Raw genomic sequence first — 26,410 nt, 5'->3', positions numbered from 1 at the left:
TGGTCTAATTAGCCATTGGTGCAATTGCACACAACCTGGCACGGTGCAATTGCACACAACCTGGCACGGTGCAACTGCACACAACCTGGCACGGTGCAACTGCACACAACCTGGCACGGTGCAACTGCACACAACCTGGCACGAATAGGTGCTATTACAGAAACTGTAATAACCACACCAAAGCTTCGACGGTGTTACTTTCAGATCGCAGGACATATCACTCGTTCAGCTAGAAAAGTAATACTGCATCTTGAAGAACACTGGCACTATAAGGATAAGTTCTTAGAGGCTCTTGATCGGATCAGAAAGTTTGAGATCGCCATCACCTGAACATCTGGTTACCTAACACACTGAGTATTACTTGAAACAACTGCTCTAGAAGACAAGGGATTAGGTCACTATACCCAAAATGAGATTTCACAATCTCAAAAATGACCAAACAGGCTCAACCACAAAGGGATTAGGTCATATTTGGCACTCTGAAACCAGATTTAAGCCATAGACCCTCCGTCAAACCTAAATCAGTTCCAAAAAACCGACTTGGATTCACACCGAAGGGCTCAAGCTGGTCCATTTCTGTGGATTCAGGCTCAGTTCAATACCGTTCAGTTGAGCACCAGCACACATATCTGCGGCGGATGCTCAGGTTGAGGGCCAATGGTGGTGATTAAGGCGCTTGGCTGTCCACTTGGGGACCTTACGTTTGACCACTCGAGGGTTCGAGCGCAATCGACGAGGCGGATTGAGGCGCTTCGCGAGGGTGTTCATGGCAAAGAGCCAGATCAGTTCGGATTCAGCTGTTCCTACTGGGGGGAAAATCACCCTTTGCGACAGAGTGCCGGGCGATACGTAGTGTAGCGACAAAGGAGATTCGATCTGGGTCACGTCCTGAATGCGCTGCTGTGTCAGCCATGAGGACTCTGATGGCGTAGTGACAACACAGGTGTCCCCAGATCTCTTGGTAGATGAGTTCTGGAGACTTGGAACGCAAGACCTCTCTCGCTCCTCGTTGGTGGGTCTTTAATTCGTCAAAGGTGGTCTCTATCTCCCAGCGTTCTGAATAGAGCTGGGCCAACTCCTTAGCCGGAGCGATGACGGGATCCAACAAGGTGGTGATGAGCCGATAGCGATCATCACCATTTATGGTGTAGTCGATAACGCGTACCTTATGGGGATCTCTCCCGCCACGACCCGTCCCAGAGGTAGGCCGAATGGAGGCGATCCAGGAGCCATCGGCCAGCGTCTGTTCATGGTGCGGGGACAGGGTGGACTTGACTCGAAAGGCCAGATCAGCCCCGGTACCGCTAGCTTGCTCCCACAGGTTGAACCCATAGAGGCCACGATCAGCCAACACGAGCATCCCGGGACGAAGACGGCCCATGAGTTCTCGAGTGAGTTCAACCTCAGAGCTGGTACAGGGGCCGATGACGGCATCGACGATTGCATGGGTTCCACACTCGGCTAGAGCCACCAGGCGTGCCTGAGGGAAGGCAGAGCGGTCCCCTCGACTCGAGGGAGGGCGACCAAAGTGAGCCTCATTGGCCTCGGTATCGGCAATATCTAAACACGTGCCGTCGATCGCCATCACGCGCCTATCGGCGAACCAGGATCCGGGAGTATCTGGGGTGGCCAAGGGGCGCACCACCTTGGTGAAGAGATGACGTAGTGGCTCTGCTCCTAGACGGAGCCGAGCCTGGAAAAGAGCTGATTTCGAGGGAGGCTTCAACGACTCAGTCCACCCCTTGGACCATGACAGGCCATCGGAGAGCTGGGAGAAGACGTCCTCATAGGATCCCTCTGAATACATCGCCATGCCGATGGCAAAGTAGACCATCACCCGGGCGGGAAGAACTCGGTTTCGGATCTCCCTCCGGCCAGCATCCTCGATCGCTTCATCGATAACATCTGGAGGGAACACCCTCGCAAGCAGGCCAATTGAGACGAGATCGGACAATCGCCGATCAGTTGCGGGCTTTACCCAACCAGAACGTGGCATAGATACACATTACCACAAAGGAATCCTTAACTGAACGGTATTGAGGCTAAGACTGGTTACCATCACCAACATGTAGCTCCCGCCGCCCTTCCCCGAACTCAAGCTCCCTAATCATCAGCCGGTCTCATCTCGTTGAACTCATCAAGTCAATCGGGAAAACGGTCTAGTCCTCCCATAGACGAGCAGCTATCCTCTCGGCCTCCTCAGTCTCAATAGGCCAAGAGACTGCCTTACCAAGCGCTAATACAAGGTGAGGGTGAAACTCTTTGCCTAATATCTATTCCACCACGTGGCCACTCCTTGATCACAACACCCATCTCAATCAGATCAGCAATTCCAAAGAGTACCTTGGTACTCGGCAATATTTGGATTGTCGATCACGAACCCAGTATCTAGAACCCTTAATCACACCAAATCATCTGCCAGCCCAGCTACCACTTTCTGTTCCGAACTAGCATTCCCGTGAGCATTCTGGCAAACCCCTAAACAGATAATACGCTTTCGGAAATATCTCCAAATTTCGTACACTCGTCGCCACGATGTGTAAAGATTTGCATGTGAACCACATGATAACCCAGGTAAGCAGGACTACTGAAAAGGGGGAATTATGAAGGTGTGGAAAATCGTTCAGAAGGGGGCGGTCTTAGCCGTTAGTATTGGAATATTTAGCCTAGGAACCGGGGTGGGGTTAGGTAGTACCAGTAACGTTAGCGCAACTTTGAAACCTTCGTTCGAGCCAATGGGCGCTAATGGTATAGTAAATTCAACCCTGGTAGGCAAGGAGCAAGCTCTAAGTAGCACAAATTATTTGCAAACATCGGAGCTCACTGCAAAGGTCGGAACCACAAACCCTCAAATAATTATCCAACCTCATACTGACTGTCAGCTGACACCAGCCTACTTTCACAACAGTAGTCATCGTCCAGGTACCATAGGAATTCAGTGGACGGTCGGCTGCGGTGGCGCGGTCCAGAGCTCTATTTCTATAAACACTTATCTGTACTTGAGGTATTGCAACTTTTTTTACTGTGTTTATGAGCTGTTGGACGCAAGATCTTATACCAAAACCAATATGAGCGAGGTAAGTCTCGGTGCGTATGGTGCCTGTGTGACTGGTCGTACTGACTCCTACTACAGCACAGCTACTGCGACTTACGTTGGTGATGGAGTTACGGTGACCCTAAATAATTCTTCAGGGCCGACGGATGTGACATGCCAACCAAGGTAATCCAAGTTCGCGGTATGACTGATCGCCAGCGGCTGTTGTCTAGCCGTATCTGGTATCTTCATCTCGACCCAGCAACAGATCAAGAACTATTCGCAAGGCAAAGAGTTCTGGTTCAGGACGCCTCAGGGACGTCTGTGTTGGCAGGCAGATTGGAGTTTCGTGCAGAAGTAGGGCTGGTCGTTGTATGTGGATCCGATATTTTAGGCAGAGTCTCTAAGTGTAATGAGGGTCGGTGGTTGAACCAGGTCCTAGAAGACGGTGCAATCCCCCTCGAACTAGAAATCGATGATCGCAGAGGACTGCGAGCAGCTCTGCGAGCACCGAGGATTTGGCCTGTCGCTCGCTATTTCGAAGCTCCTCAGCTGGCAGAGTCAAAGGAGGCCACCTTTTCTGCCTTCGTGGATGAGTTGATTCCGTTAGAATCAATTCCCTCCCCTTACGAGGAAATAGCAAGAGGAAGCTGGGGTCTCATCTATCAGGTTCTCAGCGAGTATGACGACTGGGAGCGGGAACACGTTGGAACACTTCCTCAGGAGATGGAAAAAGAGGTCAACTTTGACACGGTGCCAGGCTGGAGGGAGGCGGCGCAAGAGTTGCTTTACGAACCGCTCCTTTCCTTTGGACCCCTGCTACTTGATGCGTTCTATAAGGCGGTCCTCTACGAGCAAGATGATCCCTCAGTTGTTTCTTTACCGTCCTATGGAGATCTTCTTGATCGACCCGGGGGATATTCGTTGATAGCACGCGTGCGCTATCCCACAAGTGCGCCTGATTCCGTCCTTTTCTATGAGGTACTCGGAGTCCTAGAAGATCTTTTGCACCTCAGTCGTGGGCCGTGTGGTAGGTACTGGATCGCAGACTTTATCATTCCCCTTGAAGAGACAATCGACGGCCTTGGAGCTAAGTACGTACGACGATGACTCCTCCCTAGATCTAAGTAAAGTTGGTCATCGAAGTCAATCTGTGGCTTTGTTGCACTCGCATAGTCATCGCCACTGCTCAGCACACTGGTAAGCAGATCCCTAAGGGGTCTATCTGCGACCTTGAGAAGGCAATGAATGACAGAACCTATCAAGGTGATGGTGTCCATCGTGCTCACCGCGTCATAGAGGAGTGTGGAATCAAGTACCCGCTTGTGGCTGATGAGCCGTCAAATCGGACGGTCTGATCGCGTGTCATCGCTTGATTCCATGTCGGCGCCGTGGCAGGCTCGAGTCAGATCCAGCGTATCGCCCAGTACTTCTTGTGCCTGCTCGAAGTTCGCATCGAGACTCGTCACCAGATCGGAAATCCGTGCGAGTTGATCAGCGATCCGGTCCTGTTCGCTCTTTAGGCAGATCGAGCGGGATTGCTCCTTCTCGCTCGACCAGTGCAGACAATGTAGAGAGATTCGGTGCCTCATCTGTTACGTGCTGTTGTGATCATTAGCCCGAGACCCGCAGGTCCCGCAAAAGATATTTCCTCGCTGGTAGTGGTTGTTGGTTCGCTCCGGCGGTGTTGTGAGCACTGAGTAGGTCCTGGACCTGCTGCCAGGTCTGTGGATTAAAAGGGGTTCATGGAGTCCGGGGTAGGTGGACGCGCCGGTAACTGATCTCTCCTTTGTAATACGAATTCGGAGCAATTTACGGAGGCCGGTGATTGCCAACGCCTTGGACGGCCACTTGGGTAACGAGTCGGAACAAGCCGAGTTCGTTGCGACCATTTTGCGAGCCCCGTCACAGGCAGCCATTATCGTCTTGGTCTCTATTAGTAAGTTGCATGCCAACAAGCTTGTATCCAAAGCTGCCCGCACATCCTCGTTCATACGTGAGAGCGCCCAACCAAACTAACGCTGAGAAAAACTTGGCCCATCGGTTTACGGCGAGGACAATAGGGTGTCGATTATAGTTTCGAGCAGTCAGGTTCAGGGAGCCGACAATTCCATCCACGTCTGTTCGTCAAAGAATTTATTGTCGACTAACGCTCTTATACCATTCATCTGGTATATTCATGGTATGAAAACAACCATTGATAAGGCAGGTCGTCTGGTCGTGCCGAAGGCACTACGGGACCGGCTAGGACTTCATTCCGGCGAAGTCGAGATAACGGCCGATGGCGCGTCACTGCGCATCCAGCCGGTTTTCGACGACTCGCTCATTGAGAAAGACGGTCGTCTTGTCATTCCCGCTTCCAATTCCACCATCACTGATGAGTTTGTCCGGGAGTTGAGGGATGCCGATCAAAAGTAGTGGAGTGGACATTCTTGCGGACACGAGTGTGGCAGTTGCCGTCGTTGTCGAGGATCACGATCACCACTTGGCCACTCTGAACGCCATTGGCAACCGCAGCGTGGGTCTAGCGGGTCATGCCGCATTCGAGACATTCTCGGTCCTGACGCGTCTGCCCCCACCTGCTCGCCGATCACCGGAAGCCGTACTTCGGCTGATGAGCGCGAATTTCCCATCAATCAAGTACCTGACAACGTCGGCCGCCGAAGCGCTTTTGCCAAAATTCGCGAGCCTCGGAATCGCCGGTGGATCGGTGTATGACGCGCTCGTTGGAGCCGCAGCAGCGGAGAGTGCTCTGGTCCTTCTCACCCGTGATGCACGAGCCATACCCATCTACAGGGCGCTCCAAGTCGACATCGAAGTGATTCGAGATTAGTTGCGAATACATTCGTATACTCCGGAAAGTCCCAGTCGGATCGAACGGGACTGTTCACTGACTATGACATAACTTGCGACCACTGATTTTGGAATCTTGCGACCACGCAATCTTGAATCTAGACAAGCCGCATTCTCTAATCAAAAGCATCGTTTGCATAGTAGGCACCTTATGGGTGCTAAAGGGGGAAATGGATAGTTATGACAGTTCTTAAGAAAACGCGGCCGCAAGTAATTTCTGCTGAAATCCGCCCGACAAAATTTGCCCGCGCGAACCGTACGACGATTAGATGGCCACAACTCGAATCAATTCTTCGAGCCCAATGAAGTCGCTCGGGTTGCGCGTATAAAGTTCAAGGCCGTTGGCGTAAGCGATTGCCGCAATAAATAGATCCACAATGCGCGATCGGTGCGTACGACCGGCACTTGAAACGGCTGCAACAATCTGGCCAAAGCGTCGCACGGCAGCTGCATCGAATCGTATTGGCTCTAAGATTGCTTCGGTCTGCTGCAGGCGCACCTGACGAATTAATTGTTCGGTAACGGTGAATGCCAGAATTGGGTCGGCGACCAATTCCACAAGTATGATAGCGCTGACCGAGATCTCCTCAGAAAGGGCTCTTTAGACCAAAGGATCATCTCAATCGATGACTACCAAAGTATCAAGTAGCTCCGTGGTCATCTATAGATCCTGATTGACAAGGTTGTCAAGGTCGGCCCGAAAGAGCCTCGCATCGAAATTGGGCCTGGTATTGATGAAACTTGCGATGCTGGATTTTGGCACCACGGTAGGGCGTAGCGTGCGAAGAGGAAGCAACTTGGCTGCTGGGATTCCATTACGGGTCACAACGAAACTCTCGCCAGCCACTACTTCATCGATCACCTTGGCGCTGTTATTGCGTAGTTCACATTGAGCGATGATCTTTGTCATGAGACAAGTGTGACCTATCGTGCGACATATTGCTACAATTCGGGCCACTGCGTTTACTCGTGATCGCCAACCATGCGGTTCAAGTGGGCGAATTTACTCACCGACTAGCGCGGAGTCCTCTATTTGGAAATCCTTCAGGTTCTTATTATGTCCCTCAAGGTCCGGCGCCGGCTTGGGTTCAACCGGTGAGCGCAACGATCGGTTGACACTTCTCGTGCGACATTAAAAATCGAACGAGGGATATTAGATGACTACTCACATCACTATCCTCCAACGCGATCTTGTTCAAAGATTACGATATCAGGGGAAAGTATCAGAGCGTAATTCCAAATGATCAGTGCAAATGAAATTGGGTGCTCTCACTCCGTATCGATGTAATGTTGCGTGGACAAGGTCGTGATTGGAAAACCTGATATCTGGATACCTCGCAAAGATACCCTGTGTACTAATGAGGCTGAGAATATCACACATGGAATACCTCGCGGTGATCCAATCAGTCAGATAGCCAGTCCTTAGGTAGGTCCCCTTCAACCGTGACAAGAGAGATAAAGGCTAACCCATCTTTCCGAAAATCAACCTATTCTCCCAGCTAGTTGAGTATGTGGTCTTACGTTGGGACACTACAAATGCGTCGCAATGGTCTTTATCCGTTTAAGGGGATCACTAACTCCTAAGAGACGGTAGATCTCTTTGTGAACCGGCTCAGAAACACCACTAGTGCGGATGTGATAGACGACGCCTTTATCTGATGTAAGAACTATGGTGGCTCGGCGGTGACTGTTGAGTTGCTCTTTGATGGTTGACCATCTTCTCTTATCGTTATTTTGCCTCAAGGTCAGCTCAATAGCACTAAGGAGGTGATAGGCAAGTACTGAGATGAAGAGGTGAGCAGCAGTTCGGCTAGCTAGTTGATGATAGACCGGTCGAAGTCCAAGATCACTCTTGAGGGATCTAAAGGCATCTTCTACTTTAGTGAGAGTCGTATAGATATTCCAGATCTCACCTGCATCTAGCTCGCTATGGCTGGTGTCTATGACGTAGGCTCCTTGGAGATTATCATCTTTGGCTTTAGTGGGTTTTTCTGTAATAGTAAGATTGATTACTTTGTCAAAGCGTCTCTTTTTGATGATCTTGCCATGGTCTTGATGATATTCAAGGGATATCTCGTATTTGGAAGCAATACTTGGGTACTTGGCCTTGATGCGTCCGATACGCTCTGAGACAACTGTGGTCTTAGATATAGAACCCTTTGTGATTGAGGTATTCAACGAAGTGATATCTACTAAGAATCTCTCGTTAGCTTGACTAGAGATCGCTGATTCCTTCTTGGATCTCCCCAAAGAACGACACAACACCACGGTTGTGGTGTTGTTGTTGGTGGAAGAGGAGGAGATGGAGGAGGAGATGGAGGAGGAGATGGAGGTGGAGGAGATGGAGGTGGCGTTAGTATCAGTGTCGGTGGTGTTGCTGTTGGTGATTTTGGTGTCATCGGTGCCGGTATTCTTGCCGGTGGCACCATTACGGATATAGTCGTCAGTGCCGGTGCTGCTGTCGCTCTTGATGATTTTGGTGTCATCGGTGCCGGTATTCTTGCCGGTGACACCATTACGGATATAGTCGTCAGTGCCGGTGCTGCTGTCGCTCATGATGATACTGTTGCTAGTGTTGCCGGAGGTGGTGTAACTGTTATTGTCGTCAGTGCCGGTAACCGTCAGTGTATTTGCTGGAAGTAACTGTTATATATCTTAGTTGCTATCCACTCGACCGGGGTAGCAATAAGTCAACTATCCCCGATTTATTTTCTCGCTTGTGTCAACTCCTCCCCAAGTAGATCGGTAATGGAGATTGGTTCGTCACAGGAGGGACAATATCCCCCTATTCCTACTCGAGCCATAAAGGTATTACACTCTAAGCAGCGTTGTTCTCCGAGGGATCGTTCACCACAACACCTACACTCATAGACGGTGAAGCCTCGATGTGACTTTGACCCTGGAACTGTGACTGGAAGAATGCTACCTATATCGTGACGTCGTCGATAAGCAAGAGCCCGACAAGCATCGGAGCAATAGGTTCTCCTCCCTGACAAGGGGAAGTTGCCTCCACAGACAGGGCACGCTATCGTGACGCTATCGTGACGCAACGGAGGTCTGGCATTCATGGCAGACTCGTTAGGTTCAAATCAGACGCTGCAGTGGTGGACTTTGATGCTGTCGTTGTCTGGTTTGTTGGAACAAGTGACGTAGAGACAACTGGCTTTCAGTTCCGGGTGTTGGCATTGATCCATCGTTTTGGATTCTTGGCTTTGGCCTCCTCGTAGACCTTGACTCGCTTGGCGAGGATCATGACATCTTCGCCGTTGTGTTTTTGGTTTGGGGTCACAAAGTTCAAGCCAGAGTGATGGTGCTCCTCGTTGTAGAACTGGACGAATCCCTCGATCCAGACCCTTGCCGCCATGAGGGAGGCAAAGCCATCGTGGGGATAGCTCGCACAGTACTTGACTGTGCGAAACATCGATTCCATGTGAGCATTGTCATTCGACGTCCTGGGACGTGAGTAGGAGGCAGCTATACCAAGTAGGTAACACAGTGCCACTAGGGTTGTCCCCTTCATAGGTGAACCGTTGTCTGAATGTAGTACAGAAGGAGCGAGTGAACCCTCATTCAAAGTGGCCCTCTTTAGGACAGTTGCTAGATTTTCAGATGATTCATTCTCGTAGATCTCATAGCCGACGATCTTCCTGGAGTACAGGTCCATAATGAAGTGCAGGTAGTAGAAGAGACCTTTGATAGGCCCTGGCAGGTAGGAAATGTCGGTGACCCAAACCTCACGTGGTCCCTTAGCTACATGATTGGGCTCAGAACGCCTACGAGGCAGCGCTACCCGTCCTCGTCGCTTATTGAGTCCCGCGTCTCCTAAGACCCGATAGAAGGTGGACTCTGATGCTAAATAGACTCCTTGATCCGCTAGAGCTGGGACAATCTGAGCCGGTGGCAGTGAGCGGTACTCAGGACTGGCGCACACCTTTAGGATCTCGGCCCTCTCTTGATCACTCAGGGCATTAGGTGGGGTTGGATAGACCCTGGTGAGTCGTTTATCTTCGAGGATCGCATCTGAGATCTCCTTAGGTGATGCTTTGGTGGCATCCACTCCACCTGCCTTCCTCCAACGCTCATAGGTGCTCTCGCAGATTCCCACCTCCCTTACTGCGCAAGAGAGGTTGACACCAGCGCTATTGGCCTCAGCAATGAGAGTTACGGCTCGTTGGCGCTCTGAGAGAGGGATCAATCTTCCCTGTCCCCCCAGAACGCCTGGGCTTTTCCCCGCAACACCAGCAGAGCCGCAGTTTCTGCTAGTGCCTTCTCCTTACGAGCAAGTTCTCGTTCTAAGAGTGTCACCTTTGCTCGTTCATTGGCTAAGTTCGCACGGTACTCCTTGGCAGCGATACTAGAGCGGTCATTGGCTTCTTGACAGGCCGACTTCCAGCTATCGAGATCCTCCGCAAGAATCCCATGTTCTCGCAGGTAGGTACCAAGTTCGAGTTCGGTCATGGATTCAGTTCTAACAACAATCTCGTACTTTGCCTTCGACGAGAGCGTAAGCGACGGATTCCCAGATGCTGAGAACTTGCCAACGGCACCAGTTCGTTTCAGTGACGCGTTCCAGGTGTAGAGCGTATTGAGTGGAATTCCTTCAGCATTAGAAAGCTCGGTAATAGCACCCTCTGGAGCATTTCCACCATCGCCTAGCTCTAAGAGCTTCCTCAGCACTCGTTCCTTTTGTTCTCTTGGGTATACCTTTTTCATGACTCCTCTATCCTCGCCCTATATATGACTGTAGTAGATTTTCCGGCAAAGACTCTGAGGGCTAGGGGTGCCGGTGTCTTCTTCTAGCGTTTGCACTTGTCCTTGTACTTGTGTTTTCACTTGTCCTTGTACTTGTGTTCTCACTCGCCCTTGTGGCTTTTGTGGTTCCACTTGGAGCTTTTTCACCATCACAGGGGATCCTTGGGCATCGTAGATCTCGGTGAAGCCTTCCATCTCCATGAAATGGCTTCGATAGAGACTCTTTTTGTTAGCTCTCTCAATTACTACGTAGTTGAGATTGCGCTTAATGAGAAGTTCTAGGTTTGCCTTGGTAGCAATTCCCCTATCCATCACAATGGTAGGAACAACATCCCCAAAGAGAGATCCATCCGATAGAGACTCCAAGGCATCAAGTACGCTAATGAGAGTTCTAGGCTCAGAGGTATTGCCCTCATGTATCTCTGAGTAGATGGGTAGTCCCCGGTGATCAACAAGTAGTGCCAGAGAAACTAATGTGCAATCAAAACGCTTCTCTTTGGAATGTCCATGTTTAGCTAGGGAGTTCCCCTTAGTAGAACCTTCGAAGTAGGTGTTGGTTAGATCAAAGAGAAAGAGCCTGGTATTCGTCCTAAAGAGATCAGAGCTAGCTCTATAGAGTGCTGGCTCTATGACGCCTTTAGCGTCATAGAGCTTATCTGCAATTGCATAGACCTTATCCTTGTGAAACTTAGAGAGATCGATACCACATATCTCAGGTAGTGAAGAGTTGGAGTTGATATACGAATAGGTCTTTCGATCAGATCCAGGATGAATAAGACGAGCTATTATCGTTGCCTTGGCAATACCAAGGGATTCACCCGATAGACCTGCACTCTCTAGGATCTTATCGAAGCTAAGAGCTTCATAGAACGAGTTTCCTATGAGTTCTGGACCGATACTTCTACTATTGATAGTCTTAGCACTAGAGAGATCCACCATCTCAAGGTCAGCCTCAGTAGCTCTTGTTTCTTTAGCGGCTGCAACTTCGGAACGAATTGCATACTTAGTGATTGCTAGATCTGCGTATCTGGCAATAATAGGATCTGATTCAAAGAGTGAGGTTACTCCAGAGAGTCTCTGGGCAATTGCATTGGCCAGAGCTGGCCACAATGACTTATCCAGGTCCAGTTCGGTCAAGGTCATTACTATACGTTGACGGGGACCTTTTTCACAGCGGTAGGACTCAACGAGTTGGTACTTACTGTAGCTAACGCCGGTCTTTTTATTAACTGTTGGAGTTTCACGGATAAACACAACAAGACAATAGCACCATGTCAGAGCTAATGCAAGTCATAATCAAAACTACTCAAAAATTAGGACACTACATTCGTGACCCAAAAAGACCTAATACCCATCTACCAGGGCATCTATAAATGACACAAGCCGAAAATCCTCAAAAATCAACTCAAAAGGGGCCAATTGGGGCGATTTTTCGGGAAATCAGCGAAAGATGGGCTAACGGTGGACGTGATTCATTCATTCATCCCACATGGCCGCATCCATGCATTTTTCGTATTTGATGACGGATCAAACTTCTGATCGATATACTAGAGAAATGGCTCAATCAAATCGATACCATATCGACGTAGCCAAGCTAGAAAGCATCAAAGCAGTCACTGACCAAATTCAGCTGCTGGATAAAAACCTCGGTGGCATGGATATGATGCAATTTTCCGTCTTTAACAATGCATATTTGATTGTGACATCAATAATCCAGGACGCAATAAAAGATGATTACTTTATAAATCCGAAGCTTATCGAGGAATTCATCGTCGTCTTTGCCGGGTATTACTTCAAGGCAATTAATGAAACTTTCGATAATAGTGAAACTTTGAGGGTCTCATGGTCCATGATGAATACTATCAAGGGACGGCCTTACCCGGCTATCATATCTCTGTTACTCGGAGCGAATGCCCACATTAACAATGATCTACCTTACGTCTTATCGAAAGTCATGAATAATTCCGTCGCCGAAAACCTGTTGGGCGACTTGGTTAGAATTGATAAATTACTAATGAGAAGCGGCAAACAGATAATTGGCTCGTTTACCGAGCAAAATACGCGTTTGGACTTCCTAAAGCGCCGATTCCAGTTCCTGTATTATCGGCCAGCAATGTACACGATTCTGTACTGGCGTATTATCGCCTGGAGAAACTATCAAAAGCTCCTAGATACAGACGCAACACTGGCCCAAATTGACATTAGAAGTCAGAAAATCGGCAATCGGCTGCTAAGGGCCGCCAGGATATTACTTTTAGTCGCGCCATACTAGTTTGGGGAGCTAGCCTTCCAAAAATCAGTGTCTACTAAATCTGGGTAACCTCAGTTTTATAAATCGAGGAAATGGTAGCACGGCTGAAACCCACTAGCTCTTGCAAGTGGGTTTTGACAATATTTTGAAAGAGATCGCCTCGCAAGTCGAATGACTCTGCTCTCCAATTCACAAGCCCATTTATCGGGGACCCTATTCTGTGAACCAAGAATATCTTCATCCATTCTTTATGATTTAGGATATTTGAGGGAAGCTGAATTTGCCGGTCTACCTCGAGAAATGTGCGAACCTAAATGATCTTCAAACAAAAGCATCTTATTTCGCATATTCTGTTGCGAATCGGCCCTAAATGCGAGTGGAGATTTTTTTTTAGCGAATTGAACGCAACGGTCAAGACACCACCTGAATCTACTAATAAGCGCATCGAACTCGTTGCGAAGGCATCGAGGGGTTGGATCAATGAGCTTGTAGACCTTGTCGGCAGAAATAATTTGCTCTATTACCGCGATCCGAAGCAGGGAACCTTGACGCTTGAACCGGTGTCGATCGAAAATGAAACTGCTATCGAAGCTCTTCTTGTGGGAAAAAAGTAATGCTTTCGAATTGGTTTGGTGATACGGCACGCCAAATAGCGGCTCGCCGCGTGCGCACCATCAACGCTAAAGCAAGCGAGAACTTTCAAGAAAAGGGACTCCAGACCTTATACCTAGCTTGGGAAATGGCCACTTGGAACAACCCCAATAGCGAAGCAACTCTGGCGGCGCCGGTGTTGTTACGGCGAGTCGCTCTAAAGCCTAAGAACAGTATTGAGGATGACTTTGAAGTGGAACAAGCAGAAGAATGGAAGATCAACCCTTCGCTTTTGCACATGCTTAAGACTGAATACAAAATAGATACTGCCTCTATCGATCTGCTAAATGTAAACGAAGACAACTCCGATTCGATCGACTCCAATCCTTTATTTGAAGGGCTTTCAAAGGCGTGTGTCGAAATTGCGGGATTCGCCATAAAACCCCGCATCGTGATTGGCAATTTCTCCTATGCCAAGCTTCCCATGGTCCTCGACCTCGAGAGTTCACTTGATGCCTTAGTCGCATCAGACCTTATTTCTTCCCTCGCTGGCGACCCAAACTCGCTAGAGTCTCTCCGAGGTCGACATCCAAAGGTAACGCTCCCTGACCCCGATCGACAACCACCCCAAGATGAATTTCTAGTTCTTGACGCTGACGCTAGTCAATCCTATGTCATCAATGCAGTCGTCGGAGGAGCGGACTAGGTCATTGACGGACCGCCGAGCACCGGAAAATCAAAAACGATACCAAACCTTATAGCCTCTTTGGCTGCTCGGGGTAGAAAAATCCTTTTCATAGCTGAAAGACGCGCTGCAATCGACGCGGTAGTAGATCGTCTATAGAGCGTAGGACTTGAAGATTTGGTGCTTGACATCCATAAAGGAGCGGGGTCGAGACGTAAGCGAGCCGAGAATATCTCCAAATCCTTACCTCTGCCTCGTCTATTGCCCGTCCGGATATGGCTGATGCACATGAAAATCTAACCCGACATAGACGCACTCTAATAGAAGTTACCAACGCACTACATAAGAGTCGCGAACCATGGGGTCTGAGCATTTACGAAACCCAGTCACGGCTCATGGCCTTATCAGATTCAGTAACCTCAATGGTTCGGCTTCGAGGCGACGCACTTGCACGTCTGAGCGGAGATTCACTTAGAAATGCTCGAGCGGATTTAGAAAGTTTTATTGGTTTGGATGAATTGACACTTTCGCCCCAAAGCAGCCCTTGGGTCACGGCTTTCGTTGACGCCACAATTACGCCTCCCGAAGCCGCTTCGAAAGTCCTTGATGTACTTACAACGCTCAACACCGATACGCTGGTATCTGCATTTGAAACTTTCTCAAGGTCAGCCGATGGCTATGGTCCAAGTAGGCCGAACGGTGTAGCGGCATGGGGAGCCATCCTTCAACTCTTTAGAGATACAAAGATTACCCTTGACCTCTTTGAAAAGGAAATATTCGAACTTCCACTTGCGCAGATTACAAGCAAGCTTGCACCGGGCGAAGCGAATGGCATCGCCAGTTCTATTGCAAAAATTACCAATAGCTCCTATCGACAGGCCCGAAGGCAGGCGTTGAGTTTTTGGATTGGATCTAGGCCCTCACCAAACGAACTTTTCGTTGCTGTGAAGAAAGCACGAGACCTTTCGGAAGCCTGGCGTCAAAGCGCCAAGGGCGGTGTGTTCCAAAAATTTCGACTAATTTACTGGACCTCGAGGAAGTCTATCAGCGACTCAGTCTCCAACTAAAAGATCTCGCCAAATTGACAGCACGGCCAGATCTTTTGGATAAGTCTTTCGCCGAGCTTAGCGAGCTGTTAAATCTTCATTCAGTGGACGCAACAACACTATTTAGGATTCCTGAATCAACTCGGTTGAACGCTAAATTCAAAAGTTCCGCATTGGAGGCCTCCTCGCAGATATCCGCTCACAAAGCATAAATCTTGACGGTGTCTTAGTGACCTTGGGGTACGTCTAGCTGATGTCGATCGTAGAAGCAGGTCACTATCTGATTCACTTGTTGGAACCTTCGACGGGACAGCGCATTCGCGAACCGTAATTGAATTTCAACGGGCCGATCACGAACATGTGAAAAGTGCTTCCCTATACGTTCGCTGACGGCTCGGCGAACGTATAGTGAAGCTTGCGACAGCTCCCCAAAGGAGTCTGAAGTCATTGAACGCCAAGGTCAGTTAAAGCGAGACCACCTTCCAGATTGATTCTGGTTGATCTTCTTACGCAACTGCGCTCGCCTTACCATGGGTAAACGGGTAAGCCTTTTGAAAGGCACAATGATTTCCTTCATCTACCTAAATTATGAATAAAAAAAACTCACAAGAGTAGCGAATCAATTAATTACGAGCTGCTCTGAGGCAAAGCCGAGGCAACGCTATTTAGTTTTGGAATATCCTGCATCAAACGAATGGTGTATGGATCTTGGGGTCGTTCCAGGACGTCTTGGACAGTTCCGGCTTCGACTACTCGACCATGAGAAACAACTACCACGTTTTGTGCAATACTTCGAACCAGAGCTAAATTATGCGTTATAAAGAGCATTGACAACTGCCGCTCCTTCTGCAACCTTCTGAGTAGTTCCACTATGACAGCCTGAACGCTCACGTCTAGCGCAGAGGTAACCTCGTCACACACAAGAAGTCGTGGCTCCACTATAATTGCGCGTGCTATGGCTACCCTTTGACGTTCCCCGCCAGACAGCTCATCGGGGAAGCGTCTACCAACTGCTGAACCCAAGGAAACTTCGTCCAAAACCCGAGAAATTCGCTCCGCTCGGTCCGAACTGGTCAATCTCATAAAATGTTCTAATGGTTGAGAAAGAATTTGACTTATAGTCTTGCGAGGATTGAGAGAAGTGTACGGATTCTGAAAGACATATTGGATCCGCTGAAGTTGACTTGAGTTACGTCGTCGAGCACTCTTGTTCATCTCATCTCCATCAAAGAGAATCGATCCATCAAAACTACCATGTAGCCCAACCACACAACGAGCGAGCGTAGTCTTACCCGATCCTGATTCACCAACTATTGCAGTGCAGGACTCGTTCGGAACATTCAGATCTACCCCGTGTAGCACTTTAGTTTGACCATAAGCCGTCGATAACGCACGAACTTCCAAAAGAGGTGGCTCTGACGATGGAATAATCTGCGCCCTTGAATTTCGAACACGAACAGAGAACGACTTTCTATCCGTCACGCGGATACATCTAACTTGGCGTTCTCCGATCTCAATCGGTAGCGGGTCTTCCCTTAAGCAGAGTTCTATTGCTTCTGGGCATCGAGCGGCAAACGAACATCCAACAGGGCGACTTCCAGGTCGAGGCGGCTGACCTGGAATACCCCAAAGCACTTCGGCTCGATCAGGCGATGGAATTGCACCTAGCAGTCCCTGACTATAGGGGTGCATAGGCGACGCAAATACCCCCTCGGTCTGGCCGACTTCTACCAAGCGACCTGCATACATGACTCCCACGTGGCTAACAAGACCACCAACGACAGCAAGGTCATGACTTACATATATAGCGGCTACCCCGTATGCAGCACACAAAGTCTTCACCGTCTCCAGAACGTGCCTCTGGGTTGTAACATCAAGACCAGTAGTCGGTTCGTCTAAGACGATCACCGAGGACCTACAGGCGAACGCCATTGCTAGCGCAACACGTTGTTGCTGACCACCTGATAGCTGATGTGGAAAACGCCGAAGTATCCCGGAATCCGGATCAAGATTGACTTCCCTTAGGACCTCTACCATTCGTCCTTCGACGTTATCTGTAACCTCGGGATGGGCACTAAGTAGTTCGCGAATCTGGTGACCAATCCTTAATGCTGGATTCAATGATGCTGAAGGATCCTGGGGAACATAAGCGATCTTAGAACCCCTAACTTCTCGCAGGCCAGCAGCATCGAGTGCTAAAATATCCTTTCCATCTAGATAAATACTTCCCGAGTAATCTTAAGTCCTCGTCGCGTATACCCCAAAAGTGCCAGTGCTAGGGTAGTTTTACCCGACCCCGACTCACCAACCAAACCGAAGATCTCCCCCGCCCTCACGGAAAATGAGATCTGATCGACTACGTCTCCAGGACGACCCACCAACCGCACCTGCAGATCTCTAACCTCAAGTCGATTTGCACCCTCCATGATTGTCACGACTAGTTCTCCCCTGTTCCAAGGCGGACATCGGATGCTTGAACTTCATCCTCTGATGATCCGCTACTGCGTTCAAGACCAATTGCAACCCGAGCAACTGCGTCTGTAAAGGTATTGGTTCCTATGGTAAATAGCGCGATAAGTGCCGCTGGAGCTATTACCGCTAAAGAATTTGCACTAAGACCGATGCGATTTTCCTGGATCATATATCCCCAATTAGGAGATGGAGGTGGTTGTCCAAAGCCTAAAAATGCAAGTCCAGCCATAATAACTATCGAATATGTTAACCGCAAACCTATTTCAACCATCAATGGGCTCACAAGGTTAGGCAAAATCTCTTGGCGCATGATCTTCCATGACTTCACGCCTTGGAGTTCTACAGCACGGACATAGTCGCGCTCCGAAACATCCAACGTAGCAGAGCGGAGAACACGAGCCACCGCTGGCGCATGGACAAGGCCAACTGCCATCATAATCAACCAAAGTTTAGGGCCCACAAGACTGACTAGCAAGAGCACGAAGACAAGTGCTGGAAATGCAAGCATCACGTCGACAGTCCGCATGATAATGCTGTCGGATCGACCTCGGAGATAGGCAGCGGCCATACCCGCGACTCCTCCAAGAACGATACCAAAGGCTGTCGCCCCCAGAGCCATCAATAAAAGTAACCATCCGCCGTCAAGAACGCGAGATAAAACGTCCCGCCCTAAGATATCTCCCCCAAGCGGCATAGAGGCCGAAGCTGGAGAAAACGGAATTCCGATGAAACTAAGTGAAGAGTGTGGTGCCACAAGTGGCCCCAGAAAAGCAATAACTGCCACTATTCCAGATATGATCAATCCGATTTTCCACGCCGCGTATGGGCTGCCCGAACTACTAATTCAATCCATTGAGAGCGCCTAAATCTGGCAATACGGCTATTTGACCCGTGATTTACCGTCGCCATCAGTGCACCAACCTGCGTCTAGGCGTTGCGAGCAGAGCAACTACATCCGTCAATATGTTTACAATTACGTATAATGCAGCAAGGATGAAGACCATGAACTGAATCACAGGAATATCACGATTCGCCACGGCGCTTACGAGACCTTGTCCAACGCCGGGAAAATTGAAGATATCCTCTACTATGACGATTCCTCCAGCTAGATATAGAACCGTTAACCCAATTACCTGTATGGTCGGAGCGATCGCGTTTGGGAGAGCGTGAACTATCACTATCTTCCAACTCTTGATACCTTCTAGACGTGCCAACTGGACGTATTCAGACTCTAGAGCTTCGACCATGGCTCCCCTTGTCATTCGCATGATATAAGGAATTATTACTATCACAAGCGTCAGAACCGGAAGCACGAGGAGTTTCGGGGCACTCCATGCATATGTACCAGGTGGGATTATGGACACCGCGGGAAAGAGGTGGGTAACCACAGTAGCAAAGAGGATGATCATCGCGATTGCGACTACGAATTCGGGAAGCGAAGTTATACCCAACAGGATTACAGATGACACATGATCGAACCAACCGTCTCGCCGTAGCGCAGCAATGGCACCAAGGAGCATTCCGAGGAAGACTCCGATGATTCCCGAAAGCAATACTAGGACTCCAGAGTTGATTAGGCGAGGTTCGACTTGTTGCCAGACGCCTTGACCATTTGCTAAAGACGTCCCGAGGTGACCAGTAAGCATCCCAGAAAACCAGGACCAATATTGAGCAACTAAACTTCGATTCAGATGAAGTTGAACTTCCATGGCGTGCAGCCTTGCCGGTGTCGCAGTATGTCCCAAAACTGCATATGCAGCGTTACCCGGAAGTACCTCTGTAGCCGCAAATACAATTATCGAGACAATCACCAAGGTAACTATTCCAATTCCACCTCGTCTCAGAAGTAGAGCCACCATAGGATGATCGCTCATCCAAGAAGTCGCCTTTACGGACACTCGATCTTGTTTATTATCTATTTCCTCAACTAAAGCCAAAGTCAACCCCCTTATTTCTAACTTTTCGAGCTATTTCAAGCAATCATTCGAACTTTATCTTGACCTTGGACCCCGTTAGGCACCTAGAGACCGTCTAGGCCAAGTTCATCTCGAAGTGAGCGCTTTAGAATCTTTCCCGATTGCCCCCTCGGGAGTTCACCTTCGCGGAACCAATAGCGGTCCGGAACCTTAAACCTCGCCATACGTTCTGAAAGAAACTGACTCAATTCGTCCCCAGTTGCGTCCATTGACTGGCGAAGTACGACGATAGCACCCACTCGCTCACCTAATACCAGATCCGGAACAGCGATGACGGCGGCGTCCAAGACCGAGGGGTGCTCGAGAAGCCTTCCCTCGACCTCCACCGATGAAATATTCTCTCCACCTCGAATAATCACGTCTTTGACACGATCTATCAAGTTGATTCGGCCATTCTTATCGATAACGGCAATATCACCTGTTCGCAACCATCCACCACCGAATACAGCTTCGGTCGCCTTCGGTTCACGCCAATAGCCCAATGCAACTCCTGGTCCGCGAATACACAATTCTCCTGATTCGCCCCATGGCAAATCAGATCCATCGGGTCCAATAACTTTCACATCACAAACTGGTATCGGAGGACCAACACTTTCTGGGTTGTTCTCGCAATCAGAGCCCGAGATAAACGAGATAGTCGAAGACGCCTCGGTCATACCATACCCGTTCTCTAAGACAACGTCAGGCAGTGCATCTTTAGTATGTGATACGAGTGCCCGAGACAAAGGCGCGCCTCCAACGAGAAGTTCACGTAAGCTCCCTAGATCCGCCTGCCTATTTTCAAGCGCATCTATAATTTGGCGTATCATCGTAGGCGCTCCGCCGAAAGTGGTCACATGGCGCGATTCTATTAAGGTCAAGGCTTTATCTGCATCCCATTTGTGCATCAGCAAGAGCGTTCCTCCGCAAGCAATCGTTCCCAGCAATGCAGAGTGACATCCCATTGCATGAAAGAGCGGTGCGGTCAAAAGATAGACGTCTCCGTCCACATCCACACCAGTTTCACTTGCACCTGAAAGCGCCTCACGACGAACTGCTCGAGCGAACTGCCTGGTCATCATGTTAGAGCAGATATTTCCATGCGTTCCAAGCACACCTTTAGGACGACTAGTAGTACCGGAGGTGTAAAAGATAGTCGCGAGATCTTGAGACGATAGATCAATTGCGGGAAGCGATAGCGGCTGGCTGTGCGAATCCTGATCTGGCCGCTCTAGGAAGACGTTGAAGTCCGCCAATATCTCTATATCAGATTGGTCTACCTCGGACTGGGCGTCTGGATCGACCAAAAAAATACGCTCAACACCGATGGTTCTCAAGCGATCGATCTCTGGCATCAGTCGATTCCAACGCTCCCTATCGACTACCAGCACCTTTACTCCGGCATCAGCTATTCCATAAAGCAGCTCTTCTCCAGTCCACCATGCATTCAGCGACACGATCACTGCACCAACTGCAGCGGCTCCAAAGAAGGCCACGCTCCATTCGGGACAATTCCGCATGGCGATAGCAACCCTGTCTCCGATACCAATATCGAAGTCCTCAAAGAGTGAGCATCCAAAAGCCGTAGCCGCAACTAAGTGGGAATCATACGACATCTGAAGGCCATCTAACTCGAGAAAGGTCCGATCTCCGTAGGCCTGGGTTGACTCAAGTACGGATCGCAAAGATGGTTGCGCGTACTTCCAACTTCTCATAGGCTGACCGTCGATATCCTCAACCATTACTTCAAAGCAGCTTCCTGGCTTCGTTAAACGAGTTTCAATCTCGGAGTATTGAATATGCAATGCTGGCTGGCCTTTCTCCATATCTATCGCCCTATGTCTACAAAGTGCGTCATGGGCTCAGCTAGCAAATTAACTAAGCAGCTGAGCCGACGCTCCTGGGGGAACATATCAAACATCGAGAAGATCATGTAAGGGATACTGAGAGATCCGCACGGCTCCATCGGATGTGATCAGGTATTCGTCTTCCAGCTTTACCCCATCTTGTCTTCCCGGGACGCCCGCATAGCACTCTACGCAAAGAACCATATTAGGTTCAAACTCTTCGTCAGGTCCGTCACCATTGAGATCTGCGAGGCCAACATATGGACTCTCATCTTCCATGCCAAGGCTGTGAACAACCGCAGAATAAGCCTGTTGTCGATATGGTTCGGGCGGCAACTGAACACCTCTTAGGAGTTCTCTATAACCCAATCCTGGGCGAAGAGCCGCTGCAACTCCGGAGATAAAGTCAACCGCAACACGATAGGCTTCCTTCTGATCGGCAGTCGGACGACTTCCACACAGGAACGTTCGAGATATATCACAGGCATAACCCTCGGGACCAATCATGTCTGTATCGACGGCCACTAGGTCGCCAGGTCGCACCAATTTACTAGAGGCCTCTTGGAACCACGGATTTGTCCGACTTCCTGACGCCACTAAGCGCGTGGAAGAATACTCGCCGCCTAATCGCAACATCTCCGCCCACATGACGGCGAGTAGTTCATTCTCGGAGATTCCAGGACGAATGGCTTGCTCAAGCTGATAAAGAGATGCCTCACCTACCGCTACTGATTGCTTCAAAAGTTCAATCTCGTCCCACGTCTTGATCTTTCTTGAAGCCTGTGTCACTTCGTCGGCGTCGCATATCTTCACCCCAGCAGAAGTCAGCGCAAAAAAACCATAGGCATCGAGTCGATCGACTCCGACTCTTTCGCCATGCAACCCTCTTTCTCGCAAGGTTGACAAAAGATCCTCAACGGCCTCTGAAGCCACTTCTTCCGCGGATCTACCTGAAAATCTGTACTGCCAATGCCTCGCCGGCCGCACGTCTTTCCAAAAAACATTGCCACGGTAAAGTGCCTGCGGATATCCATAAACAACCGGTTCTCCTGTTACAGGAATCAATACGTAGCTCGATAGGTGCGATGCGTTCCACAATGGCGAGACAGCCATTCCCGTAGCGTAACGAACATTAACTAAATCTGTCAATACCAATGCGCCAATATCACGCTTGACCATTTCGGATTGGAGTCTTTCATATCTTTGGTAGCGCATTCGTTCCAAATCAACTCCAAGAAACTGCTGTGTAGCGACTTGGCCCAAAACCGAACGATCTAGTGCGACTTTCGACTCTTTCAAATTTGCTTCCCTTCAAAATACATCCAGCTCACTGGATAAAAAACCTCACTAATCAACGACACTAAATGCAGCATTAGCCCTTGGCTACAGATGAAGCAAGGTCCATCAAACTTGGTGCCAGTGCCCTCCAAGCTTCATGGGGCACGTCCCTGCGACCTGGCGCGAGCATCTGAACACAGACATGATCAGCACCGGCATCGAAGTGAGCTTTTACTCGGTCCATGATCTGTTCTTCACTTCCCCAAGCAACTACAGTATCAACCAAACGATCGCTACCTCCATTTTCAAAGTCATCAGCGCCAAAGCCCATTCGCTTGAAATTGTTCTGATAGTTGGGAAGGCCTATGTAAATAGCTGTATGTGCTCTGCCAATTTCGCGCGCACGAATGGGATCACTCTCTAGTAGTACCGCCTGTTCCACGCAGAGTGTACCTCTATTCCCCATCACCGACTTAGCTTCAGCGGTGTGCTCTGGTGGCACAAAATAGGTCAAAATACCATCGGTCTTCTCAGCCGCAAGAGCAATCATTTTAGGACCAAGTGCTGCTAAAACAACTCTTGACGGAGTTGTCGGACGCGACGCAGTAAAGGGTGCTGCCTTCATTGCATCTAAATATTTGCTCATAGCAACCAAAGGAGTCTCGTATGAATGACCCCGAAGATCTTCCACTAAAGTACGGTGGCTCACACCCAGTCCCACAACGACGCGTTCCGGAAACGCCTCAGTCAAGCTCTTGGTCGATGCGGTCATCGAGACGGCGTCACGAGCCCATATATTAGCTATTCCCGTAGCACCTACCAAGTGTTTAGTCTGCGAGAGAAGGAGCGCTAAGTGAACAAACACCTCACGACCAGCTACTTCTGGAAGCCAAATCGATCCATAACCGAGTTCTTCCAGCTCAGCTGCATAAGTCTGAGCCTGACTAGTCGGCACGTAATCAAGCGCCGCCGTCCATAGTCCTATCTTGGGAAGCTTCATTACTTCATCAACCATGATTTCCTACCCTTTTCATAACATTTATTCCCCATCCAGTGGGTCTGCGTCAAATTGACGCAGACCCACTGGATGGTCTTCGAAGCTTATGCTCAATAAAATACAGCGAGATTAAGCGCTACTTTGCCCAATATATCTGCTCGAAGTCAAAATTATTAAGTGGAATCCCAAGGACCGAAGTTTGGAAGCCAGCGAGCTTAGCGTTGAAAGCGTCGTTGACGTCTGTGAAGCAAGGGATAATATACCCGCCTTCGTTAAAATCGATCAGCATCATCTCCTGAGCGATCGCCTTCCTCTTCTGAGTATTCACTTCAGCATTTGCCTGCTGGTAAAGGGAGTTATAATGAGCGTTGGTCCAATGTGTCTCGTTAAAGGGTGAGTTCTTTGCAAGGGATGCTGCAACCTGAGCAAGATAAGGTGTATAGGCATAATAGTCCTGAGAAAATGTCCAAGACAGATAGTTCGGACCGAAGAAAGTCGTCGAATTAACATCGTTTAGTTTCACTTTAATGCCAGCGGCTGAGGCCTGTTGTGCAAAAACCTCTGCCATCTGAACGGTCGCGAGCGCTATCGGTGAAGTAACTAGAGTGACAGCTAGTTCCGGGTAGCCAGCCGCCTTCAGAAGATGCTTCGCTTGTGGAATATCCTGTTGGCGAGTGAGCGAATGATCATAATAAGGATCGAATGGAGACGAGACATCCGCTCCAACAAAACCATAACCACCCAGGGAGCTATTGATCAACTCAGGACGGTTAACTGCTAGACGGAACGCCTGACGAACACGCACGTCCGAAAATGGCTTCTGATCGACACGCATTGTAAAAGGCTGGAAGGCTCCGGATTTACTCGAAAGAGTAGACACTCCAGTATTCGACTTTAGGCTGTTATAGCTCTGCGCACCTATTCCGCCGATTGCATCGAGTTCACCAGCCTGAAGCGCATTCAACATCGAGGCTTCGTCGGCGAAGTCTGTAATTATTACTTCATCCAAGTAGGGAAGGCCAGCCTTCCAGTAATTCGGATTGCGCACAAAAGTACTTTGTTGTCCAGGAGTAAAACTCTTGTACTTGTAAGGTCCGGTACCATTTGGCTTAGTCGGATCATAACCTACTGGAACAATGTATTGAAAGTAATAGTAGGACATCTGATCAAGCAGAGTTGCGTATGGCTGAGTGTAGGGGATCTTGACAGTTAAATTATCTACCTTTTTAAGGTTTGCTAAATCGATCGGTCCAAGCGACGCAGCCCCCGGAAGCGGGCTCTTAGGGTTCATAATGCGTTGAATAGAGAAGATGACGTCGTCGGCTGTAAGTGGCTTTCCATCGTGAAAAGTTATTCCTGGCCTTAGACGAACCGTCCAATTAGTCGCTGTAGCATCAGGAGTAATGGATTCAGCCAGTTCATAAACAAGCTCGCCCTTGGCATTGTAGGAAACCAGCGCTTGATAGAGCTGACCGATTCTAGCTCCATCAATAGTTGTATATCCGTTCTGTGCATCTAACGAATCTGCGGAGCCACCGCCAGTCGCGCCAACGCGCAAGGTGCCTCCACGGCGAGGCTTAGAGGCTAGAGCTGTAGTTGTAGTAGTGCCTGAAGCAGTAGTAGTACCACACGCCTCAAGAATGGAACCGCCGGCGGCGAAGGCTGCAACTCCACCTAAACCACGAAGAAAGTTACGTCGACTTACACCATTTCCAATATTTCACTACCAAGTATACCTTGACGATCGTTTGACATAAAGTAATTTCCCCCATAACTGAATGCTTAAACTTGAACATAAACCAGTGCTTGGACGGTACCCTTTACCGAATAAAGCAACTGCTTTGGCTTAATGCCATTCCCCATTTAGCCCCTACGAGCTAATAAAGATAGTAAGCCCGAAGCTATTGATCTTTAATACCTCGTAGCAGAGACGAACTTAGTAGGACGTCCGAATAAAGGATATCAAACTATCGGTAGCCCTTGCAAGTCATTTTGTGAATTTAGTCACATTATTTATCGACGAACGCGCGCCGTTCAACTCCCTATGGAATACTCTCAATTGTTCGACCCGCTGCTAATGTTGGTTTCAAATCATAATCAAGATGGACGAAGTTATCGTGAAGCTCAAAGCAGACATTCTTTAAACCTGGGGTCAGCCAAGCAAAGGTGTGGCGAAGATTACCGATAGGAACAAGTAGCTCAACGGAAATACAATGGTAAGTAGAGTTGCCGCCTAGGCAGAAAAGCTCTAGAGCCGGCAAATTATCGATGTCACTTTCTACTCAGCAAAGATACCTCCGGTGGACCAAAAAAAGCCGACGAAAAACTGGACAGTTAAAATAAAGTCGACAGATCCACATTCCAGGAAAAATCGTGGCATTCCCAACTCTTGATGGCGCGATGGCTACCCAAACGATAGCAGAACACTTGATAGCCCCAAGCCGATGAAGAGAGCTGTAATGCCTGTGATGATATTGTGATCCACCTAGCCCTTGGGAACTATTTTGTATCTTTTACTACCAAATTATTACTACCAAATTTCAACTGCTGTCGCCACCCTCAAATCTTTGTGAAGCTCTAAGTCAGCTCAGAAGTAGGGAGTTCACTTGAAAAACCTTCTACGACAAACCAAGCGACAGACTCACCCCC

Annotated in this window: 28 protein-coding genes; 12 read left to right on the top strand and 16 right to left on the bottom strand. The window is 49.1% G+C overall.

The window, feature by feature from the left end; all coding sequences use genetic code 11:
- Window positions 1-18: 18 nt before the first annotated feature.
- Complete coding sequence (locus ACIDITHRIX25_RS70530) at window positions 19-330, top strand: hypothetical protein (protein WP_201732305.1); 312 nt, start codon at window positions 19-21, stop codon at window positions 328-330.
- 463 nt (window positions 331-793) lie between these two features.
- Here the strand turns inward: ACIDITHRIX25_RS70530 and ACIDITHRIX25_RS70525 are convergent, their stop codons facing one another.
- Complete coding sequence (locus ACIDITHRIX25_RS70525; RefSeq protein ID WP_052607018.1) at window positions 794-1,996, bottom strand: IS4 family transposase; 1,203 nt, start codon at window positions 1,994-1,996, stop codon at window positions 794-796.
- Window positions 1,997-2,603: 607 nt separating this feature from the next.
- Here ACIDITHRIX25_RS70525 and ACIDITHRIX25_RS70520 point away from each other — a divergent pair.
- From ACIDITHRIX25_RS70520 to ACIDITHRIX25_RS70500, 5 genes are all read left to right on the top strand, one after another.
- Window positions 2,604-3,224, top strand: coding sequence for a hypothetical protein (locus ACIDITHRIX25_RS70520; protein WP_052607017.1), 621 nt, complete (start codon window positions 2,604-2,606; stop codon window positions 3,222-3,224).
- Complete coding sequence (locus ACIDITHRIX25_RS70515) at window positions 3,209-4,144, top strand: hypothetical protein (protein WP_201732304.1); 936 nt, start codon at window positions 3,209-3,211, stop codon at window positions 4,142-4,144. Before ACIDITHRIX25_RS70520 ends, ACIDITHRIX25_RS70515 begins: the two co-directional genes overlap by 16 nt.
- A 651-nt stretch (window positions 4,145-4,795) precedes the next feature.
- The gene (locus tag ACIDITHRIX25_RS70510; RefSeq protein WP_052607014.1) at window positions 4,796-5,053 is read left to right on the top strand and encodes a hypothetical protein; all 258 of its coding nucleotides are present in this window, start codon (window positions 4,796-4,798) and stop codon (window positions 5,051-5,053) included.
- A 45-nt stretch (window positions 5,054-5,098) separates the two neighbouring features.
- Window positions 5,099-5,452, top strand: coding sequence for an AbrB/MazE/SpoVT family DNA-binding domain-containing protein (locus ACIDITHRIX25_RS70505; RefSeq protein ID WP_200891330.1), 354 nt, complete (start codon window positions 5,099-5,101; stop codon window positions 5,450-5,452).
- Window positions 5,453-5,456: 4 nt separating this feature from the next.
- On the top strand, window positions 5,457-5,867 hold the full coding sequence (locus tag ACIDITHRIX25_RS70500; protein ID WP_200891329.1) for a type II toxin-antitoxin system VapC family toxin: 411 nt from the start codon (window positions 5,457-5,459) through the stop codon (window positions 5,865-5,867).
- A gap of 285 nt (window positions 5,868-6,152) precedes the next feature.
- Here the strand turns inward: ACIDITHRIX25_RS70500 and ACIDITHRIX25_RS70495 are convergent, their stop codons facing one another.
- The 7 genes from ACIDITHRIX25_RS70495 to ACIDITHRIX25_RS70465 form a co-directional block, all read right to left on the bottom strand.
- Window positions 6,153-6,446 (bottom strand): PIN domain-containing protein, encoded by a 294-nt coding sequence (locus ACIDITHRIX25_RS70495; protein WP_200891328.1) that lies wholly within the window; start codon window positions 6,444-6,446, stop codon window positions 6,153-6,155.
- Window positions 6,447-6,548: 102 nt separating this feature from the next.
- The gene (locus ACIDITHRIX25_RS70490; RefSeq protein ID WP_052607011.1) at window positions 6,549-6,797 is read right to left on the bottom strand and encodes a type II toxin-antitoxin system Phd/YefM family antitoxin; all 249 of its coding nucleotides are present in this window, start codon (window positions 6,795-6,797) and stop codon (window positions 6,549-6,551) included.
- A 620-nt stretch (window positions 6,798-7,417) separates the two neighbouring features.
- Window positions 7,418-8,443 carry an IS1634 family transposase gene (locus ACIDITHRIX25_RS70485; RefSeq protein WP_201732303.1) on the bottom strand — a complete coding sequence of 342 codons (1,026 nt, stop codon included), beginning with the start codon at window positions 8,441-8,443 and terminating at the stop codon, window positions 7,418-7,420.
- A gap of 149 nt (window positions 8,444-8,592) precedes the next feature.
- Window positions 8,593-8,955: a hypothetical protein gene (locus ACIDITHRIX25_RS70480; protein WP_201732302.1), complete on the bottom strand. Its 363-nt coding sequence runs from the start codon at window positions 8,953-8,955 to the stop codon at window positions 8,593-8,595.
- 98 nt (window positions 8,956-9,053) lie between these two features.
- Window positions 9,054-10,082, bottom strand: coding sequence for an IS3 family transposase (locus ACIDITHRIX25_RS70475; protein WP_201732301.1), 1,029 nt, complete (start codon window positions 10,080-10,082; stop codon window positions 9,054-9,056).
- Complete coding sequence (locus ACIDITHRIX25_RS70470; RefSeq protein WP_201732300.1) at window positions 10,079-10,600, bottom strand: hypothetical protein; 522 nt, start codon at window positions 10,598-10,600, stop codon at window positions 10,079-10,081. Before ACIDITHRIX25_RS70470 ends, ACIDITHRIX25_RS70475 begins: the two co-directional genes overlap by 4 nt.
- A gap of 18 nt (window positions 10,601-10,618) precedes the next feature.
- Entirely contained in the window at window positions 10,619-11,893 is a 1,275-nt protein-coding gene (locus tag ACIDITHRIX25_RS70465; protein ID WP_201732299.1) for an IS1634 family transposase, read from the bottom strand.
- Window positions 11,894-12,140: 247 nt separating this feature from the next.
- Here ACIDITHRIX25_RS70465 and ACIDITHRIX25_RS70460 point away from each other — a divergent pair, with 247 nt between their 5' ends.
- The 5 genes from ACIDITHRIX25_RS70460 (at window position 12,141) to ACIDITHRIX25_RS70445 (ending at window position 15,233) form a co-directional block, all read left to right on the top strand.
- Window positions 12,141-12,911, top strand: coding sequence for a DUF5995 family protein (locus ACIDITHRIX25_RS70460; RefSeq protein ID WP_201732298.1), 771 nt, complete (start codon window positions 12,141-12,143; stop codon window positions 12,909-12,911).
- Between the two features lie 377 nt (window positions 12,912-13,288).
- A complete protein-coding gene (locus ACIDITHRIX25_RS70455; protein WP_201732297.1) occupies window positions 13,289-13,504 on the top strand; it encodes a hypothetical protein in 216 nt (71 codons plus the stop codon).
- Window positions 13,504-14,187: a DUF4011 domain-containing protein gene (locus ACIDITHRIX25_RS70450; RefSeq protein ID WP_201732296.1), complete on the top strand. Its 684-nt coding sequence runs from the start codon at window positions 13,504-13,506 to the stop codon at window positions 14,185-14,187. The genes ACIDITHRIX25_RS70455 and ACIDITHRIX25_RS70450 overlap by 1 nt, the downstream gene beginning before the upstream one ends.
- Before the next feature lie 3 nt (window positions 14,188-14,190).
- Window positions 14,191-14,325: an AAA domain-containing protein gene (locus ACIDITHRIX25_RS000000104090; RefSeq protein WP_152626142.1), complete on the top strand. Its 135-nt coding sequence runs from the start codon at window positions 14,191-14,193 to the stop codon at window positions 14,323-14,325.
- A gap of 116 nt (window positions 14,326-14,441) precedes the next feature.
- On the top strand, window positions 14,442-15,233 hold the full coding sequence (locus ACIDITHRIX25_RS70445) for a hypothetical protein (RefSeq protein WP_201732295.1): 792 nt from the start codon (window positions 14,442-14,444) through the stop codon (window positions 15,231-15,233).
- A 606-nt stretch (window positions 15,234-15,839) separates the two neighbouring features.
- On the opposite strand, the gene ACIDITHRIX25_RS70440 is transcribed toward ACIDITHRIX25_RS70445, so the two are convergent.
- The 8 genes from ACIDITHRIX25_RS70440 to ACIDITHRIX25_RS70405 all read right to left on the bottom strand — a co-directional run bounded on the left by ACIDITHRIX25_RS70440 (window position 15,840) and on the right by ACIDITHRIX25_RS70405 (window position 25,319).
- A complete protein-coding gene (locus ACIDITHRIX25_RS70440; RefSeq protein ID WP_283770406.1) occupies window positions 15,840-17,390 on the bottom strand; it encodes a dipeptide ABC transporter ATP-binding protein in 1,551 nt (516 codons plus the stop codon).
- A gap of 35 nt (window positions 17,391-17,425) precedes the next feature.
- Entirely contained in the window at window positions 17,426-17,638 is a 213-nt protein-coding gene (locus ACIDITHRIX25_RS70435; protein ID WP_201732936.1) for an ATP-binding cassette domain-containing protein, read from the bottom strand.
- A gap of 11 nt (window positions 17,639-17,649) precedes the next feature.
- Complete coding sequence (locus tag ACIDITHRIX25_RS70430; protein ID WP_201732293.1) at window positions 17,650-18,486, bottom strand: ABC transporter permease; 837 nt, start codon at window positions 18,484-18,486, stop codon at window positions 17,650-17,652.
- A 106-nt stretch (window positions 18,487-18,592) separates the two neighbouring features.
- Entirely contained in the window at window positions 18,593-19,558 is a 966-nt protein-coding gene (locus tag ACIDITHRIX25_RS70425) for an ABC transporter permease (RefSeq protein WP_152626141.1), read from the bottom strand.
- 146 nt (window positions 19,559-19,704) lie between these two features.
- Window positions 19,705-21,465 (bottom strand): class I adenylate-forming enzyme family protein, encoded by a 1,761-nt coding sequence (locus tag ACIDITHRIX25_RS70420; RefSeq protein WP_201732292.1) that lies wholly within the window; start codon window positions 21,463-21,465, stop codon window positions 19,705-19,707.
- A gap of 87 nt (window positions 21,466-21,552) precedes the next feature.
- Window positions 21,553-22,785 (bottom strand): M24 family metallopeptidase, encoded by a 1,233-nt coding sequence (locus ACIDITHRIX25_RS70415; protein ID WP_052606809.1) that lies wholly within the window; start codon window positions 22,783-22,785, stop codon window positions 21,553-21,555.
- A 73-nt stretch (window positions 22,786-22,858) separates the two neighbouring features.
- On the bottom strand, window positions 22,859-23,779 hold the full coding sequence (locus tag ACIDITHRIX25_RS70410; RefSeq protein ID WP_052606810.1) for a TIGR03620 family F420-dependent LLM class oxidoreductase: 921 nt from the start codon (window positions 23,777-23,779) through the stop codon (window positions 22,859-22,861).
- A gap of 118 nt (window positions 23,780-23,897) precedes the next feature.
- On the bottom strand, window positions 23,898-25,319 hold the full coding sequence (locus tag ACIDITHRIX25_RS70405) for an ABC transporter substrate-binding protein (protein ID WP_201732291.1): 1,422 nt from the start codon (window positions 25,317-25,319) through the stop codon (window positions 23,898-23,900).
- 1 nt (window position 25,320) lies between these two features.
- Here ACIDITHRIX25_RS70405 and ACIDITHRIX25_RS70400 point away from each other — a divergent pair, with 1 nt between their 5' ends.
- Window positions 25,321-25,518 (top strand): hypothetical protein, encoded by a 198-nt coding sequence (locus ACIDITHRIX25_RS70400; RefSeq protein ID WP_201732290.1) that lies wholly within the window; start codon window positions 25,321-25,323, stop codon window positions 25,516-25,518.
- Window positions 25,519-26,410: the final 892 nt, after the last annotated feature.

Source organism: Acidithrix sp. C25, assembly GCF_904848545.2.
Note: the sequence above shows the minus strand (reverse complement) of the source record. Positions and strands in the feature narration are given on the sequence as shown.